This is a genomic window from Bifidobacterium favimelis (genome assembly GCF_037963085.1).
Taxonomy (GTDB): Bacteria; Actinomycetota; Actinomycetes; order Actinomycetales; family Bifidobacteriaceae; genus Bombiscardovia; species Bombiscardovia favimelis.
The window spans coordinates 143,804-162,099 of record NZ_JBANDZ010000001.1 but is presented as its reverse complement, the minus strand read 5'-3'; the positions used below and the strand labels follow the sequence as shown (position 1 = coordinate 162,099).

The window sequence follows — 18,296 nt, the reverse complement described above, 5'->3', positions numbered from 1 at the left end:
CAGGCCGACGTGACCATCTCCTGGACCCTCAACGGCACCCCCCAACCCGACCAGCACCTGACCTACACCTACGAGCCGGCCGAGGTCCCGTCGGAGGACGGCGGCGGCACCACCGACCCAGTCGACCCCGGCAACCCCGGCGAGCCAACCGAGCCAACGGAACCAGTAAGCCCGGCTGACCCTGCTGACCCAGCCGAACCGACTGAGCCAACCGAACCCGCCGAGCCAACCGAACCAGTGAAACCGGCTGACCCTGCTGACCCGGTTGGCCCTGTCGACCCTGCCAAGCCCGCCAAGCCCGCCAAGCCCGCCAAGCCAACCGAACCAGTGAAACCGGCTGACCCTGCTGACACCGCCGGCTCGTCTGTCGGCATCCTGTCAAGCACGGGCAGCGACACCACAACCATCCTGACCACGGGAATCCTGGCCCTGTCCGCAGGGCTCATCCTCCTGGCAGGCTCCCTTGCATACCGACGCCGCCGGGAAACCGGACGTCACTCCTGCGCCAAGTAGGACGGCGTTCGGAACTGCAACCCAAAGAATCACAGGACGGCAGGGGGGGGGGGGGGGGTGAGGGGCCCCCCCCCCCCCCCCCCCCCCCCCCCCCCCCCCCCCCCCTGCCGTCAGTCCACTCACCAATCGTTGTGCCGACTGGCTGCATGCGTCCGGTCCGGCGAGACAGGCATCAGACTGTTCTATTCCGGTCGTAGGTTGCGGGTTTGAATTCCCCGGAGGCCCGGACGGGCCGAACACCTCGACAGGCGTGGACCTGGGACCCGCCGCCCGGCCGGCCGGCCGCCCCAGAAAGAAGCGAGGAAGCACAGGGAGGGCCTCGAGGCGCCGGGGAGCAATCGGTCCATAAGCCGGGACCAAGACGATTCACGCGGAATCATATGGTCATTGGCAGGCATGCACAGCCCCGATGACGACACGCATCGCCAAGTTCAGGCATTGTTGTAATGCCGTTGGTTGAAACTCGACCGATACCGGGTAGGCGTCAGTCCCGTCTGCCGCTTGAACATCCTCATGAAGTACTTGGCATCGGAATAGCCGCAGGCCGCAGCGACGTCCCGCACGTTCATGGACGTGGACAGGAGCAGGTCCTGGGCGCGTTCGATGCGGATCCGGGCCATTTGAGTGGATATGCTGATGCCGAACTGGCGTTTGTAAATCGTCGAAAGATAAGACGGCGAGTAATTGAAGTAATCCGAGACACGTTTGACGGTGATTCTGTCACAGGCGTTGATCCGTATCCAGTCGTGCACCTGCTGCAGTTTGTTCCGTTCATCGTTCCCCGTAGGCAAAACCCCGGCCTCGGTCATGCCGATCGCCATTTCCATGAGCATGCAGGTCATGAAATAACTGCAGTAGGTGCTGGGATTCGGATAGGACCGCTGATAGATATCCAGAAGCTGGTTGAACATGACGTTCAGACGATCGCTTCTGACGCTCGTGCGGCCGATCGGCAGAACCATATGATCCTTGTCGCCCTGGGGCCGACCGTCCGGAGGAGAGCTCTCGTCAACGGCCTGCCAGCCGCGTATGGCGAAATGCGCCCAGAAAAAGGTCAACGATGAATGCTTGAGCCGCCTGCTGCCCTCATGCGGCGATTCAGGCGGTATGAGCACCAGGTCATTGGGACCGAGTTCCAAGTGGCTGCCGTCGACAGTCAGCGGAAGCGTCCCGTCTTCGACAAGGATCAGCTCGAAACTGTCCACCTTCCGGCGTTCATGAATCCACCCCGGCGTGCCGATGAACCGCCCTGCGGATTGGAATTCCACGGCGGCATCGGCGACGCTGGCGATGATTTCCCGATTCGTCTTACCGATCTCCCTTGTTCCCGCGACGACAGAGAGGACCTGAAAATGAGGCCTCCCAAAGGCTCTCATCCTTCAGGATTGCTGAACACCGACATACATATGATATCGCTCCTGCGCAATCATGGGCAGGGGGACGAAGGTCAGGCCGCTGGGCTTGTGCATGAAGACCAGCTGGTCCTTCTCCCGTCTGAAGGACCGTTCAGGGTCTTGTCGGTCTATGGCAAGTTGCAGGGTCTCTTCGCTGTCGCTCAAGGCCGCAAGCACATAGGGCCCCCACATGACTGAAACCAGGTCAGGCCGATCCGGGGTTCCGACCAGATGAATGGAGGGGGCAAAGCGCAACCCGATCCGGACGCCATCCCAGGAAGGCACTCCGCACAGGGCCTTGTCGAGCACGATGGTTGTCTGCGCGCGCCCTTCGCCAGGCAGGTCAAGAGCTTCGCCATTGACGGTGAGCCGGACCTGCCCGCGGCTCCAGGCCGGAATGCGCAAGGCGATGTTCCCCCGTTCCAGATGATTCAGACGAATGTCCACCTTGTCCGGATGCCGGTCCTCGGTGTTGATGGTGAAGTTGATTCCCTCAGATGGATCATCCACCCGGCATGAAAGGTACTGCTGGATGGACAAGCTGTCGGCGTCCGTGTAAAAAGCGCCGTTGGCATAGTAGAAGTGGGATTCCAGACCGGTCCCATGACAGCAGCTGTTCTCCACGTCGAATTCCTTGCGCCCGCCGGGCTGGGTGGGGAAGAAATACAGACTCCCGCCTTGGGGCACATGGTCCGTGCTGGCCGCGATGTGGTTGAGTGTGGTCAGTTCGGTGTAATCGCTGTAGACGGTGTCGGGGTCGAAGGAAAACAGGAGGGCGGCCAGTTTGAGCAGGTTGTAAGAAGCGCAGGATTCAGCGGTGTTGTCCCTGAGCAGGGCCCCGATCACATCAGGCTGCTGGAACATTTCGCCCTGGCCCGTGCCTCCCATGGCATAAGCATGGTGTGCGATGACCGACTTGAGGAAGAACTCGGCCTGGTCCAGATAATAAGGAAGTCCTGTCTGACGGTACAACTCGACGGAACCTATGACCTGAGGGATGTGCTGATTGGCATGGAGGCCGCCCAAGGCGTCGACCTTCTGCCTCATGGGGACCATGAGCCGGTCATTGTCAAACAGCCGGGCGGCCGCCAGGTGTTCCGGTTTGCCGGTAAGGGCATGGAGTCTGGCCAGGGATTCGTTCATCCCGCCGAATTCACCGGCGATGTACATGCTCCACATGTTCTGCAGCTGCTCATGAGGCAGCCTGTGCACGCGGGCATAGACCCAGTCGCCGAGATCCGAAGCCACTCGCAGGGCGGTCTTGTTTCCGGCATACTGATAGGCGTCGATCAGACCAGCCAGGATCTTATGCAGGGTGTAATAGGGCGCCCAGATGGTCGGATACGGCGTATAGGTTTCCAATTGGTCGAACTGCTTCTCCGAATATGCCGACAGGAATCCGGGTTTGGTGTCGGGGTCCGCCTCAAAGGCCTTCTGCACCTCGGCCAGACCGTCAACCAGGTAGGTCAGTTTTCTCCTGAGCGCTTCCTCCCCGCTGGCGGCATACCCCAAGGCATAAGCCGAAAGCACATGCCCCGTGGTGTGGCCCCGCAGGAGGGAATCGGGCGCATCCCACCCGATCATCGGCGCCGCACCCTTCGTATCCAAACCCGACGCCTTGCGGAACTCGCCCAGAAGCTGATCGTCGTCCAGGGTCTTCAGGAACTCAACCCGCCGCCGCTGGTTCCCCGCCAGGATCCCGTCTCCCGTCAACCTGACGACACCGATCGGGATGGGCGTGAGCCGGGGATGCGAATCGACGGTTCCATGGGGGTCATCCTCGGTGATCTCGACCCTGCACTTCACGGCTATACTGCTGCCGTCGATGGTCCCGTGGAAGGTATGCTCACCCAGGGTATCGCTGCACTGCTCGACATCCTCGTCCCAGTCTATTTTCTGTGACAGGCACTGGCCGTCAGTGGTCAGCACCGCAGTGAACATGGGCAGATGGTAGACGCTGCCCTTCCGCGCTCGCAGATGCATGGGGTAAACCCGTTCAACCTCGATGCGGTTGGGAAGTTGCAGGACTTTGACGTCGAAGACACGTTGACTTTCGGCCTGTCCCTTGACGATTGTCGCCGTCAGCCGCACATCCCGGTCACCGCGTCCGTATTCGGGCTGATGCACGGTTCCGTCCGTCTCGATCCAACGTCCGTCGCTGCTTGCCCAGCTGATGCGGGTTCCCAAGGCCCCCTGCACAGGCAGGTCCAGATTGAATTCAACCGTCCCCGTGTTGCCGATGTACAGCTGCCGGGAGGCCTGGTCAACGCATTCCTGGTCGGTTTGTTCGGAATCCATTTTGAATTACCCGCTTCCTTCGTCGCAAGGTCACCATCTCCATGACAGGCTTTCGACACCCTGTCACCGGAAACAGCCGCAGACCGGACCGAAGGATCGGCACACACATCGCATTGTGCCTCGCCACGGTGCCCTCCGGATTTCCCCGGCTGCGTCCTATGCCATCAGTATATGAATCGACTCCGCTGGTCGAAGGTGGGTGAAAACACCGATTCGGTGGACAATTCATTGGCCGTGGACGGTGCTCCCGGCGCAGGGGGGAGACAGCACCCAGGACTCGACCCCCTACCGCCGCCCTGCCCCGTCAAGGAGACAATCACGACCTTGAGTGGGGCAGGCACCACCTGCATCACGAAGAATTCTCCACCTTTTCCATTGTCTATACACCTATCTCAGCGGCCTGGCTGCTTTACCATTCCAATTGAAACGATTGTGGTTTCACGCAAGCAAGCGTGCCAGGACGAGGGGTGTCCGCACGCCAATCAGTGAGGAGACACACATGGCAGACGTACCGGAACGCAGTGCGGCACAACCGGATCCAGCAGGGTCGACTACCGTGGTCGACGAATCCGGTCTGATGGTCGATTCCAAGGAGGAGCAGGAGCTCAACGACTTGCGGAAGGATCGGTCCTTCTTCGGGTATCCAAAGGGCATCGGCGCCCTGGCCACAGGGAACTTCTTCAATTCAATCTGTTGGGCCTCTTACGGGGCCGTCTTGATCTACTACCTATATAAACCATGGACCCAGGGATTGGGGTTCTCCCAGGGCGAGGCAGCCCAGCTGATAGCAATCGTGGGGGCCATCAACTCCATGTTCGGCATCATCGGCAGCTGGCTGGCGGACAGGGTCTTCGGAGCCCGCAAGGCACTGGTCATCGGGAACATCACCAAGGGGCTTTCCTGCGGTCTTCTCGCAATCCCGGCCCTCTCCATAGGTCAGGGAAGGGCCTTCGCCCTGGTCGGCATGATCCTGATGAACCTTCCGATCATGGGGGCGTCGAACGCCTCGCTGACCGGCATGCTCTTCCACCGCAAGGACAACCGGCGTGACGGCGCTTTCGCAATCCATGCCATTGCCAACAACATCGCCGGATTCATCACCCCCATCATCTCCGCGCAGCTGGGCCTGATCAATTATCACTACGGCTTCGCCATAGGGGCCGTAGCCGCCTTCCTCTATGCGGCGGTCATCGCCCTGCCGGGCAACCGCTTCTTCGGTTCCCTTGGTTCCAAGCCTTCACGCCCATTGAACAAGGAGGAGCAGAAGCGCTATGGACTGATAGCCATCGGCGCCCTCGCCGTGATCGGTCTGTTCATCGCAGTGCTTCTGCTCTCTCACAAGGTGAGCATCGGTTCCCTGGCCACGGCGGTCAGTTCCTGCACCTTCCTGGTGGCGATTGTCTTCTTCGCCGTCATATGGCGCTCCAAGCGGATCGGCAGGGGCGAGCGCCACCGTCTCAACGCCATCATCCCCATTGTGATCATGCAAATCGTGATAGGAGTGGATTATGCCATGCAAGGCACCACCCTGCTCATGTTCCTGGACCAGAGGATAAACAGGAAGTTCGGCGGCATCGAAATCGCCCCCGGGTCTTTCAACACGGTCGTTGGCATCATCTCCCTCCTCTCGGGTCTCTTCTACAGCTGGTTCTGGCTGACGGCCCCGGGCAAGAAGTGGAAATCGACCAATCGTCTTTGGTTCGGCTTCGCCTTTTCCGGCATCTCCAACCTCCTCCTCATCGTCCCCACGGTGGTGCTCAACCCCCAGACCGACAAGTATTCGGTCATCTGGCTGCTTATCTACTATCTCGTAGGCAACTTCGGCGGATTCCCCTACGGTGTCGCCGCCAACTCCATAGTCGCGGCCATCGCCCCTAAATCCTATGAGACGCAAATGCAGACCGCTTTCACCCTGTCAGCGGCCATCGGCACCGCCATCATGCTGGTCGTCTACGGGAAACTGACGACACTGACCCAGCAGCTCCCGCTCTTCCTCATCATCGGCACTCTGGAGGTGGCGGTCGCCCTGGTCATCATGATCTTCCGCAATCAGATAGAATCCAGGGTCATGTCAGACTGAGAGGCAGCCTGTCATCCTGCTTCCGTCAGGGCCGCCTCCACCGGCAGGCGGCCCTGACCCATGTCTGCCCGCTCGCCGCATCCGCACGTGATCGGAGACTCGTCCTCGGGCGACTCCCCCCCCCCAGGTCTCCGTCAGGCTATGGGGTTGGTAGTGGCATCGGAGTCGATCTCCGAACCGGCCTTGTCGATGACGAGCGACCTTCCTGCGACCTGGCCGCCTGAGCGACCGGTCACCTCCACCGTGAAACTGACCGTCAGCGTGTTCCGCGGATACAGGTTGAGCGGTTTGGAGGTCATGCCCGACCCGTCCGAATCCGTCGTGAACTGGTCCGAAACGTCCACCGGTTTGGTCAGATCCCTGTCATGCCGGGCATATATGGCGCTGATGGGGCCCTTCAAGACGGCATCCGGCCCCCAGGTGTCCCTGATCGTCACCGTCGGGTTCTCGAACGAGGTGCGATCGTTATGAATCAGCACCGTGTACTCGATTTCATCACCCTTACGGACCGCCTTGCCCTCAAAGGGGTAGGCATTCCTCGATATCGTTATGTATTTGCCGACGTTCTGGATGAGCGGGACGAAATATGCGGGCCAGACATACCTTGGGGTCCCGCCCAGGGAGGCAGAGGCATCCTTCACGTTGTAACGTTTGCCGTTGGCATCGTCCGTCAACGGGGAAACGCAGCTCAGGACCTTGCTGGGGTTTGTGGCATCGACCAAGCCCGGCAGACAGATGTTCCCGTCTCCCCCGCTGTCGAAACCGGAACGGCCGCCTGCCGCGGCACCGCCGCCGTTATCCCCCCAGGAGTAGATGCTTCCGTCTTCGAGGTTCAACGAGGCGCCGTCCTTGTTGCCCCCCACGCTCACCGCCTTCCTGTGTTGGGGGTCCTCATCGGGGGACCAGATCAATCCCGGCGAGCTGTCCGTGTTGAAGGGGACGGCCCAGGTGATCTGGTCCCGTGTCGAGGCCTCGACCCCGCCTTCATTACGGCGGCCCCACCCCCAGACGGTGCCATCGGACTTCACGAAATTGCCGGCATAGTATTCCATGTTGAAGTCAACCACGTCTTCGCCGGTGACCATGTTCCCGTTCATGTCGGGGGCATTCAGCACCTTCGGCTCCTCCCGCCAATTCGCGTTGTTCATCTTGTTCGCCGGGGCTTCGACCATCCCTTTGCGGTTCTGAGCGCCGCCCCAGGTCCAGAGCTTGCCGTTCTTCGTCAGCAGGGCGCCGCAGGCGTAGCCTCCCATGCCCTTGACATATCCCCCGTTCTGGCTGATGACCTGCTCGAGATAGGGGACCTCAACGGGGGCGAAGCAGTAATATTGCTGCGCACTGCCCAGAGCGGTACAGGGTTTGCTCTCGTCGTCGGAGGCGACCGCGGCGAGCTGATCGGTGGTCATGGCGGCACCGCCGGTGAAATTCCGCCCCCAGAAATACACCTTCTGCCGGTCCGTGACGGCGAAATAGCTCTCATACCCGGGGAAGAGATCCGTGATCTTTTCATTGCCGGGAAAGACCACCTGCGTGGGCGACATCGCAAGCCCGGAATCCGTGCCGACCGGCCAGCCTCCGGAATTGATGCTCCCCCATTGGCCGTTGTTCGCGCCGTTGTGCTTGCCGGCACCCCTCATGCCGTAGGGATTGAAGCCGACGCTCCAGACCGTTCCGTCTTCCTTCAGGTAGGCAAAACCGTACTCATTGCTCGCCGCCTCAATGACTTTGGCGGTGTTGTCCCCTCCCGGATAGGTTCCCACCGGTGCCCCGGGGCCGTCAATCGGCTTCCAGGTCGCAGGAGACTCATTTGGATTCGCCTGATTCACCACATTGGGGATGCCTTCGGGGGCACCGGTCTGATCCTTGTAGACGCCGTAGACGCCACCGGTTATGAGGCTGGTTTCATCCTCATAACCGGATTGGCTGGTGATGGCCGCATTGGCGGTGAATTTCTCCCCCCTCTGGGTGTTGTCACCCCAGCCGTATATGTTTCCGTAGCAATCCACCGCCATCAGGGCATAAGCGGAACCTGCCACCTCTTTCACGCAACCGATGCCACGCACGATGCCGGGTTGATGATAATTGCCCAGGAATGAGCCATTCGCCTTGGGGACCTGGGCTCCGTTCTTCTCCCACTTGCTTTTGTTCGCGGCCCCCTTGAGGGTCCACGAACCGTTTATGCCCGTGTCGGTCAGTTTCTGCCCGCCGGAATAGTAACCCCACATCCATATGTTTCCGGCCTTGTCCAAGGCGACCGTGTCATCAAGGGCATAGGTACCCCTGACGCCGGCACCCGTGCCGAAATCCTCTATCGGGGTCGTCACGTCGACCCGGCTCTTGCTCACGTATGCGGCATCCGCCCGGGTGAGCCCGACGGACAGGAGGATGGCCATGGTCAAGACCACGACCGCCGCCCGCACGATCAGAGACCGCCAGGACTGGGACTCACGCATCTTCAACGAACTACCCATCTATCACACACCCCTTGAACCTTGTCCGGATACAGGCCGTCTGCCGTCTCACAGGGTCTCGCCCTTCACGACCAGGGACAAACCCGTGGTCGTCCCGTTGTAGGCGGTCAACTCATCCTTGTCCATCGTGCTGTCCACATAGACCCGCATGGTGAACGTGTGTTCCGCATCCCCAGGCTTCAGATCCACCGGCATGCTCATCTTCAGATACCCCGGTCTGGATGGATTGTTCTTGGAGGGGTCTTCGAGCTGGATTTCGCCATCCGTGCCCAACTTGCCGTCCCACACCTTGCGCTCCCCGTCCAGGACTTCGAAGTGCAGCTGGGTGAACAGATCAGGGTAATACCGATTGTTCAAGGGGCCCGGCTCCCCCATGGATGTCGGCGACATGTGGGCCTTCACCTTACGGTTGGGGTCCGTATCCATGAATTTGATCGTCAGACGGCCCATCTCGCCCTTCAAGGAACTCACGCCTATCGTCCAGGTCTGCGGGCCGCTTGAAAAGGCATCGCGGAGGTCAACGGCGATGGGTTCACCGGATACACCGGTCGAGACCGGATCCGTCCCGTCCACCTGCGCGGCCGTCACCGACACCTTGAACTCCGTATCACCGGAAGCCGCACGGACCCCCAGCAGCCCTGCGGCGCCGACGCCGCCACCCGCCAACACGAGCAAGACCAGAACGATGGCCAACGACAGCTTTACGGCAGCCGCGTGCCCCTCCATCAATCTACGCATCAAGACTTCTCCTGCCCACTAACAGCGGAGGACGTGAACCCCCGGGTCCGGGAGGCCCGTCCATCAACTGCGACGTGCATACCTGTCAACCGCATACCCGGCACCTACCAGACAGGCGCCAAGCGCCGCCACATACACCGGCCACAAACCATGGCCGCCACCTGTAAACGGCAACCTCGACACCGGGTCCATCCCTTGCACTCCAACCTGGGTGAGGGGTCCCTGCCTCGACTGAGGCGACTGCACGCCATTTTTCAAGAACGTTCCCGGGCGCGCATCCTGGTGCACCCGCACCCTGTAGGTCACGGTCACGGTCTCGCCGGGGGCGATCCCGCTTGAATCCGACCAGGACAGAAGCCCGGTGCCTGCATCGAAGGCGGGGGCCGCCACCTGATGACCGGCAACACTTGATGTCGCAGACAGGTCCAAAGGCCCGTCAGCGCCGCCCAAGACCCCGGACAGATCGTCGTGCAACGAAGCGTCATGGACGGTCACCCCGGTCGCGTTCTTGTAGGTCAACCGATAGAACACATCCTTGCCAGTCTTCACTGAAGAAACGGGTTGGGAGGAGGACTGCGAGCCGAACGCCCCCTTGCCCAGATCGACATCCGACACCGCGTTCACAAGACGTGCCGAATCGGGGCCACGATCGTTCGTCGCCAGGTTCGTCAGCTTGTGATCGCCTGCAGGGGCGTGGTCCGCCGGATAGGTCGTGATCCGGACCTGGATCACCGCGCTCTGCCCCTTGCCCAGCGACCCCTTCCATACCACCGCCCCCGGGGAGGAGGCATCATCCCATGTGACCGTGCCCACAGGTGCGGCGCCCACCAGGGATGCGCCCTCGACCCTGGCATCATCGACCACCTCGCTCATATCGTCACGGACGGTCACGTCCACAGGGTCGGCGAGCGCGTCGGCAGGTGTCGGGTTGGACACCTTCAGCTCATATACATACCGCTGTCCGAATGCCACCGACGCACCTTGCGCGACGGGCGACAGCGAACCGTCGCCGGCCACCGCCAACAGACGCTTCTCCAGGTCGATATGACCCAGTCCGTTCGACGTTACCGGCCGGTCCCGGGAATAATCCGACAGGAATGCGTTGTCGACGGAGCCCGTGTAGTACGACAGGTCCTGGCTCCGCCGGACCGTCACGCTGTACTTCAACAGGACCCTGCCCGGGCCCAGGGCCGTGCCGCCGGGCACGGCCCCCTTCCACGACAGACGTCCGGCATCGGCATCCACCAGGGGCGGGGCCGGCGTGGCCCCGGCCGGGTCGTTCGACACTGTCACGTCATCCACTGTCCCGCTCTGCGAGAACGGCAGCACCCCGGAAAGATCGTCCACCAGCTCGGTGTCGACCGGAGCGCGATTCGGATTGCTTGCCGTCAGGGTGTAAGTCAGGCGCTGGCCGGGGAAGACCCGTGCTCCTGTGGCCCGATCGGCCGACTTCGACAACTGCAAAGGGATGGGGGTGCCGAAGTGGTATACACCGGTCCGCGCCGTCACCAGCAGGTTCCTGTATGGCACGCCCTCCTCCGTGAAGGTGCTCGCCACCACTGCCCCGCCGTACAACCCCAAGGAGCCGAAACCGTCACCGCCTGCGGCATCCATCGGCTGGAAGGTCGCACGCTGCACCTCAGCGCCGTCACCGGCAGGAACGGCATAGCCGGCCACGCGGCCGGAAGAGGTGTCGTCGCGGTAGGCCACGAAGACCGTATCGCCGCCACCGGGCGCGTCGCCGACGGCCAGGGAGGTGCCGAAATATTCCGCCCCGTCGCTCCCCCTCAGGACAGACTTCACCGAACCGTCAGCCACGCTGAACCTGTACACCATGCCAACCTGCATGGTCCACGAAGCAGAGGGGTCCCACGATGGTTCACCGGCAAGGAGGGAACCTCCATCGGAGCTGAAGGCCAGGGCACTGCCGAGACCTGCACGTGCCGTCGACTCATCGGCGACCGGGTACGACCCCTGTGACATGTCCACATGCAAATCGCGCACAAACCCCGATCCTGAATAGAGCTGCACGCCGCCGGTCAGGCAGTCGACACCCGCCACGGCGCCCACCAGGCCCGGAGTGCCCAAGGCCGCCATGCCGCCGTGCACGGTAACCGTCTGGCCGGCCAAGGCGCCCTCGACTATCGACGGATCGCCCTTCGGCGCAATCAGGGGCACCGGGACCGATGCTGCATCGGACAGATCCACCAGGAACCCCATACCGGCATCGTCGATGTCGTCGACAATCGAATTCGGCGCCCCGATCACCAGCGAGTCCCCGTCGAGGGCCAAGGACTCACCGAAATTGTCGGGTGAAAACCGGTAGGAGTCAGGGGGGACCGCAATCGTGCGCACCAATGCACCCGACAGGTCATAGACCAGCACCTCCTGTGACCACTTCGCACCTACCACCACGAACCGATTGTTCATGGCCATCTGGTACCCGAACCCGGACACCCCCGCAGGTGCCGGGATCCTCACGGAACCTGAAGGAGCCGAGGCGTCATCGGCATCGCCGCTCCACGCACTCACCCCATTGGAACCGGTGGACAGGGTCTGGATGACCACGGCACCGTCACCCGAGGCGGTGGGCAATCCCTGTGACTCCACGTAAGCCAGATGCTTGCCATGGGCGGCGGCCCCGAAACCGACCCGGTTCCCGCCGACGAATCGTGCATCCTGAACCAACCGGGGAAAATCAGACTTGTCAACGCCCGGCAGTCGGGACCCGGCGACCAGGCCGGCGGGCAGGCTGCGGCCGGCAGGAGGAATCAGACCGGGCGCCTCATCGCCGTCTTGGGAGGTCGCAGCCGAGACAAGGGAGGTGAATATCAGGCACAAGACAACCAGCAGCCACATGACCCAGACGGGCTTCTGCAACCTTCTCACTGCGCCCCCCCCCCACATGCGGTATTCGGCATTCGCAAACGAATCTCGGACAGGACCCCCTGAACGGCAGCTCCTCCAGCGCCTCCAAACGGAGTTCACATTATAAGATAGAAGATGAATCATGCAAAAGTACTAAAAAAATCCATGATATTCGGGTGTGTCTTGCACGGATAATGGGGCCTGTCAGCCAGCTTCCGCCACGCCCCTCCCCCGGTCGCCCACCATGCGGCCCCCTGGCTTCGTCGGGCGGCATGGGCTCGAGGGCTCCCAGACCCGACAGCCTACCCCGAAGGGCCTATATGAACGGTTTGCGGGCCATGTCACCGGCTCCTTCAGCTGCCGGTGTAAGGCGATTTGCCTTCAAGCCGGGTTGAAGCAATACCATTCAACCATTTACGAAGAAAGGCTCACAAATGGCGAAGAATCTTTGGAAGACCCTGGCCGCACCGGCGGTGGCCCTGCTGCTGGGTCTGGGGCTCGGGGCCTTGATCTGCTATGTGGCCTTGGAATCTTCTTCGGCATCGGACCAGACCAGGGCCAAAACCCAGGAAGGAACCGCCATGCAGGGCAGGGACAAAACCGGGCAGGCATACGCCAAACCTCAGCACACGGGAACCGCGACCAAGAAGGTCTTTCTCAACGCCAGCCAGAATGTCGACGGGAACACCTCCTCCCTGGCCAAGGAACTGATGGGGGGTCAGGACTACAAGCAGGTCGACCTGGCCGAATACCGCATCCCCCAGGTCGGACAGGGCGACGGGGACTTCAACCGTGTCTGGGAGCAACTCAAGGGGGCGGATGTCATTGTCATCGGCACGCCCGTCTACTGGTCCAACATGTCCGGATACCTGAAGACCTTCATCGACCATGTCGTCGTCAACGACGATCTCAAGGGGGCCGACCTCTACCTGATTGTGCAGGGGTCGGACAGCGACCAGACCCGGGCCATCAACGCCACCTACGGCACCTTGGACCGCGTGGCCAAACGGTTCGGGCTCAATCTCGTCGGCATCGCCCAGAACCGGGACCAGGCTCAGCGCCTGCAGACCGTCATGCTGGGGAAATAGACCGCTCCGATCGACTAGACGACGAAGCAGAGGCGACGGTGGCGGGAGGCAGGCAGGCTGTGGCATCAGGTCATTGCCCTCCCAACACCGGCCCGGGCCGAACAAAGAAGAGTGAAAAGGAAAGGAAAACCATGAACCTGCTGATTCTCGCAGCATACGGACAGATAGCCCGCATCGTCGAAGACCGCATCCTGTCCGAACCGGACTTCAAAGATGTCACACTCACTCTGGGGCTGAGAAAGAGCGACCGCCTCAGCAGGCTCGGGGCCAACCCCCGTGTGACCGTGGCCGAGGTCGACCTGGAAGACCGGGCAGACATCGATGCCGTCATGAAGGGCCAGGACCTGGTTTTCGTGGACGTCGTCGACCACGACCCCGACAACGCCATGACGCGCAACGTGATAGCCTCCATGAAGGCCAACAAGGTGGACCGCGTCATCTTCGCCAACGTCGCCGGCATCTATGGCGAGGTCCCGGGGACCTTTGGCAGGTGGAACGCGGAGATGGTCGGCAGGGGCCTGCCCACCGCCGCAGCCTCCGACCGCCTTCTGAGAGAATCCGGCCTCGACTACACCACCCTCCGCCTGTGCTGGCTGACGGACCGCGACGAGGTCCGATATGTCACCACAAGGCGGGATGAGACCTTCAAGGGGGTATCCGGATCCAGGAAGAGCGCAGCCGACCTGATCCTGCGCATCGTCAAGGACCCGACCATCGGCGCGAATGACAGCCTGGGAATAGCTGATCCCACCACAGAGGGATCCGACCGGCCCGTCTACTGAGAGCGCCCTGAAGCCAGGTCGAAACACGAAATCGACTCGAAGGCCACCACCTCCGATGGCGGGGATGGATAAATCCATGCCCGCCAGAAAACAGGCGGCAGAATCTACTTGCCTCCTACAGGCAGGTCCTTGGCGATTCTCGACGTATAAGTGCCTTGCCGCCAATCAGCCAGGTTACCTATGACGTAGATACGGCGCTTGGCCCTTGACACAGCCACATTGAGCAGGTTGGGGGTTGAGTTCACCCATGATCGCGACCCTCCGCCCTGGCTGCCGGGTCGACTGCCAAGAACCAAGAAGGCCACATCAGCCTCCCTCCCCTGGGAGGTGTGAACGGTACCGGCATGATTCCTAGCCATCGTCCTTGCTGTTTTTGGATCACAGCCGCCATAGGTCGTAACAACATCCTCATATGTTTCACACACCTTGTTGGCCACCGCCTTAAAAGGCGCCATGACCAAGATGTCCGCGGGATTGATACCCCCTTCGATCAGGTCGCGCAAGCGCCTGTACAGTTCACAGCCCTCCTGAGGCCTCCATTGGGTGGATTCCCATTCATCCGCCACCGCCGGCACGTCATACCAGCAAGAGGGAGGCAGTTCGCTGCCGGCTCTCGTGCCTGCCATATAAGTGCAAGGTTTGTGTTCCGGCCCCATGCGGATCATCCGACCGGAATAGGCCATATCGTTGCATATAGAGAACATGGGCTCATCGCAACGCCGATGAACGACCAAGGGCATGCCCAGCCAATGACCGCTGACATCATCCTGCAACCCGCATGGGGTCTGATAGTCCACCATGACTTGCATATTGTCGGACTCGAGACCCATTTGAATGTTGTGGGTACTCGCCAGAAGCTCACGCATGGGTCTGGGCATGGTATCAACGGGCGGAATCTGCATGGGATCACCGACTGCCACAGCATGCCGCACCCTCTGCAGAAGGCCTGCCGCCGACTGGGGAATAGCCTGTCCCGCCTCGTCCACGATGGCCCAACCAAGAGCCTGCCTTCCCAAGCCCGAGAGCATTCGGGAGACAGAAGCGAAAGACGTGGATATAACCGGCACCACCAAGAAAAAGGTCTGCCAAGCCGTCAAACGCTCATCAGGGTTGAATCCGCTTGATTGCATCACATAATATGCCAGAGCCAGATTGTCTTGGAACTGTGCGGCAGCCCCTTCCACCGCCTTCTGATGAAGAGCCAGGGCCTGTATGAACACCTCAGTCCGTGCCTTGTTCCATTCCTCGTCCACCCATTCGACCCTGTCGTCTCCAAGGCCATGTCGGGACCCGGCCTGCTGCTCAACCTGGCCGATCTGTTCTCCGAGACGGGCCAGACGGTCGGACAACATACTCGCCCGATCCTCACGCTCCTGCAACCACCGATCCCCTCTGTTCAGGTTGTCTTGAAGGGACTGAAGCTTGCCCTGGATCCGGCAATATGCCGAACGAAGATCGTTCATTCTCAGTTGTGCCTGCTGAGCGGCCGTAAAGAAATTAAGCTCGTCCCTCCGACGATCCGCACTGTGGAATAGAGATCTCAGAGGATGCAATCCCCAGTAGGATACGTGGGTCTTATAGGCATAATCGGCCTGCTGGTAGTCGTAGACTGCGGTGTCGGCCCTGTGCCTGGCCTCCACAGATTGACGGTTCAGAATCTGAACCTGTCGCAGGCATACCTCGCGATCGGAGCGGGCCTTTCGAATCTGGTCGCCGAGAGACTTCAATTCATCATCGACTGCCAATCTCTGACGACACAGGTCAGGATATGCATGCCGGAGGTTGAACAGGGACGTTTTCCTTGCACGGATGCCTTCCTCCTTGTCCAAGGCTCCAAGGAAGGCCCGTCTGGCATCATTCCAATCCTCATCACCACGGCGAGTTTGTTTGCGGAACTCCTTTAGCGTCCCATAAATGAAATCGCTCTTGAATGGTTGCAGAAACTTGCTCTTGTTGTCGCTCTTGCCCAGGACCGCTGAGATGAGGGCCCAGGAGGAGGAAGTACCCGCGTCCGGTTCACCCTTGCCACCAGAGGTCCCGCCAACAACCTTATCGGCGAAATCTCGGAAGTAATAGCCGTCGCAAAGACCTTTGTACTCACGCTCGATGCGGTTTTCCCACTCTTCGTCTATGGCATCGGCGCTGGGCAGATCCTGGCTGACATTCTCGACGGCCCGGTTGTTGCTCGAAGCCACCACGATTTCGTAACCCGTCACGGAAGGGTCGAGAGTCCAATAAGTCCGGTCCTTGTCCATGAAAGTGTCCGCGGCCGTGCACCTTTTGAGAAAAATGTCACGGGGCCGGGCCAGCCTGGCCAACCGCTTGGCTCGAGCGACGATGATTTCGGCCACCACATCCTTGAGAAGGGTCGTCTTCCCCGTCCCTGGAGGGCCGTTGACGCCCAGGAGAGGGGCACCCTCAGGATCCTCTATGGCCGATCGAATCTGATTGATGGCCAACTGCTGGCCCGCGGATTGGAATTGGGCGGAGGCACTTGGCCACCGACCGGATGGGATGCAGCCAGGCTGTGTATATGAATCAAGAAGCTCCCCATTACCATCCGAGGCAAGATCATACCGTTGCGGATGCCCCTCCGACAGGTACTGTCTGACCGGTTCCGAGAATGAAGACACACCACCGCGATACAGATCTTCCAAATCTCCAAGGAAGAATGAATCCATGATTTCCCCCTCGGAAGGGCCCTGCCCCTGTACCAGCTTATATGACACACGATCCCGTATCACCGGAGAACCGTCACGTTCGGAATAAAGAGGTGACTGAATTACAGTGTCATCATCCAGACTCATCTCAGCGATTGCACGGTCGATGATGTTACTGATATCCCGTCTGGTGACCGTCCTACCGTCTATTGCCTTAGATTCCTGCCGGGCACCGAAGTCTTGCCTGCAGAAGGCATCGAAATATCTTCCTGCCCTGGCCTCGGGCTCGTCGAGCATCTCGATGTGGGGCCAGCCGGCTGGGCACTCCGGCCATCCATGATGGTTAAAAAGACAGGAAACGGCCTTAGCGTACTGAGATATTTGCAGAGACCCAGGAACCAAGCGGCCGTCATCGCCAATGCAAAACTCCATGAATGAGGCCACTGACTCATGTCTGCGCGAGCGTCTCGACTGTCGGCTCGCAAGCTCCTGCAGGACCTCATCCTGCCCCACTTCCTCTTCAGGGGAAAGACGGCGGATCAATTGCGCCGCCGTGATCATTGCATCCAAGGTCTTGTCTTGCGAGAGCCCGGTCTCAATGCGGAAATATTCATGCTGAAGCCACCCAGGTTGGCCACTTTCGGTCCCCGCCTTGTCGGGCTGCTGTTTCAATTCGACTTTTTTGTGCACTGACCGTTTGGCCCAATTGTGATCAAGATTCTTGCGGTAGACCGCACAGGCCACACCAGGGAGCCCGACGCTGCCGGCCAAATCACCTACCGTCTGCAGAAGACAGGAGACCATGGAATCCGTCAGCAGGGTACCTTCTGGCAGGTATTCCAGGCCATGAACCTCCTTCGACCAGAGTGATTCAAATCGTTCGTATATACCGGTGACGTCGGACTCTTCCACACTTGCTCCAGGTACAGCTCTGCGCAGCCAGTCCATGGTCATTGCACCGAAGGAAAAGGGACGCGTCAGCCTGGCTTCCATATCCGTCTGAATCTGGTATATCTTCCCTTGCTGCAAGTCATTGCAGAGTTTTGCCGGGGAACGACGGGTGTTGGGCACTAATCCGATGAAGAGATCGGCCCGTATGCGCTCCCAGGGAAGAGGGCCGCCCTCCTTTCCTTCCGTCTCACGACCGTGCACACTGGAATCATGGGGATTCAAGAGAATCAAATCGGGCTTGAGCCAGGACTGAGGAGAGAACAACTCAACGGCACACCAATACGAAAGGACATCCATTGAATGCTGAGACCCGTTTATTCCCATATCTCAAGAATGCAAACGAGCCGGGACAGACAACCGGCCTGCGCAGACATGCCCAATTTGAGGCAAACAGCGGATGTATATACTGAGGATTGGAAGGACCTCTCATCTGCCGGCCGAGCCGCCAGGAGC

General features: G+C 60.6%; 9 protein-coding genes and 1 pseudogene. 4 read left to right on the top strand and 6 right to left on the bottom strand.

Annotated elements, in window-relative coordinates; translation table 11 throughout:
* Window positions 1-513 (top strand): annotated as a pseudogene (locus V6584_RS00555) (hypothetical protein); the annotation flags it as partial.
* Between the two features lie 431 nt (window positions 514-944).
* Here the strand turns inward: V6584_RS00555 and V6584_RS00550 are convergent.
* Complete coding sequence (locus tag V6584_RS00550) at window positions 945-1,889, bottom strand: helix-turn-helix domain-containing protein (RefSeq protein ID WP_340486094.1); 945 nt, start codon at window positions 1,887-1,889, stop codon at window positions 945-947.
* Window positions 1,890-1,892: 3 nt separating this feature from the next.
* Complete coding sequence (locus tag V6584_RS00545) at window positions 1,893-4,205, bottom strand: beta-L-arabinofuranosidase domain-containing protein (protein WP_340468520.1); 2,313 nt, start codon at window positions 4,203-4,205, stop codon at window positions 1,893-1,895.
* Between the two features lie 499 nt (window positions 4,206-4,704).
* Here V6584_RS00545 and V6584_RS00540 point away from each other — a divergent pair, with 499 nt between their 5' ends.
* A complete protein-coding gene (locus tag V6584_RS00540; RefSeq protein WP_340468519.1) occupies window positions 4,705-6,285 on the top strand; it encodes an oligopeptide:H+ symporter in 1,581 nt (526 codons plus the stop codon).
* Between the two features lie 134 nt (window positions 6,286-6,419).
* On the opposite strand, the gene V6584_RS00535 is transcribed toward V6584_RS00540, so the two are convergent.
* From V6584_RS00535 to V6584_RS00525, 3 genes are all read right to left on the bottom strand, one after another.
* A complete protein-coding gene (locus V6584_RS00535; protein WP_340486091.1) occupies window positions 6,420-8,756 on the bottom strand; it encodes an RCC1 domain-containing protein in 2,337 nt (778 codons plus the stop codon).
* Window positions 8,757-8,804: 48 nt separating this feature from the next.
* Window positions 8,805-9,494 (bottom strand): hypothetical protein, encoded by a 690-nt coding sequence (locus tag V6584_RS00530; protein ID WP_340468517.1) that lies wholly within the window; start codon window positions 9,492-9,494, stop codon window positions 8,805-8,807.
* 63 nt (window positions 9,495-9,557) lie between these two features.
* Window positions 9,558-12,383: a DUF7927 domain-containing protein gene (locus tag V6584_RS00525; RefSeq protein WP_340468516.1), complete on the bottom strand. Its 2,826-nt coding sequence runs from the start codon at window positions 12,381-12,383 to the stop codon at window positions 9,558-9,560.
* Between the two features lie 413 nt (window positions 12,384-12,796).
* On the opposite strand from V6584_RS00525, the gene V6584_RS00520 reads away from it, so the two are divergent.
* Both V6584_RS00520 and V6584_RS00515 read left to right on the top strand, forming a co-directional pair.
* Entirely contained in the window at window positions 12,797-13,450 is a 654-nt protein-coding gene (locus V6584_RS00520) for a flavodoxin family protein (RefSeq protein WP_340468515.1), read from the top strand.
* Between the two features lie 131 nt (window positions 13,451-13,581).
* Window positions 13,582-14,232 carry an NAD(P)H-binding protein gene (locus tag V6584_RS00515; protein WP_340468514.1) on the top strand — a complete coding sequence of 217 codons (651 nt, stop codon included), beginning with the start codon at window positions 13,582-13,584 and terminating at the stop codon, window positions 14,230-14,232.
* Between the two features lie 104 nt (window positions 14,233-14,336).
* Here the strand turns inward: V6584_RS00515 and V6584_RS00510 are convergent, their stop codons facing one another.
* Window positions 14,337-18,140 carry a DEAD/DEAH box helicase gene (locus tag V6584_RS00510; protein ID WP_340468513.1) on the bottom strand — a complete coding sequence of 1,268 codons (3,804 nt, stop codon included), beginning with the start codon at window positions 18,138-18,140 and terminating at the stop codon, window positions 14,337-14,339.
* Window positions 18,141-18,296: the final 156 nt, after the last annotated feature.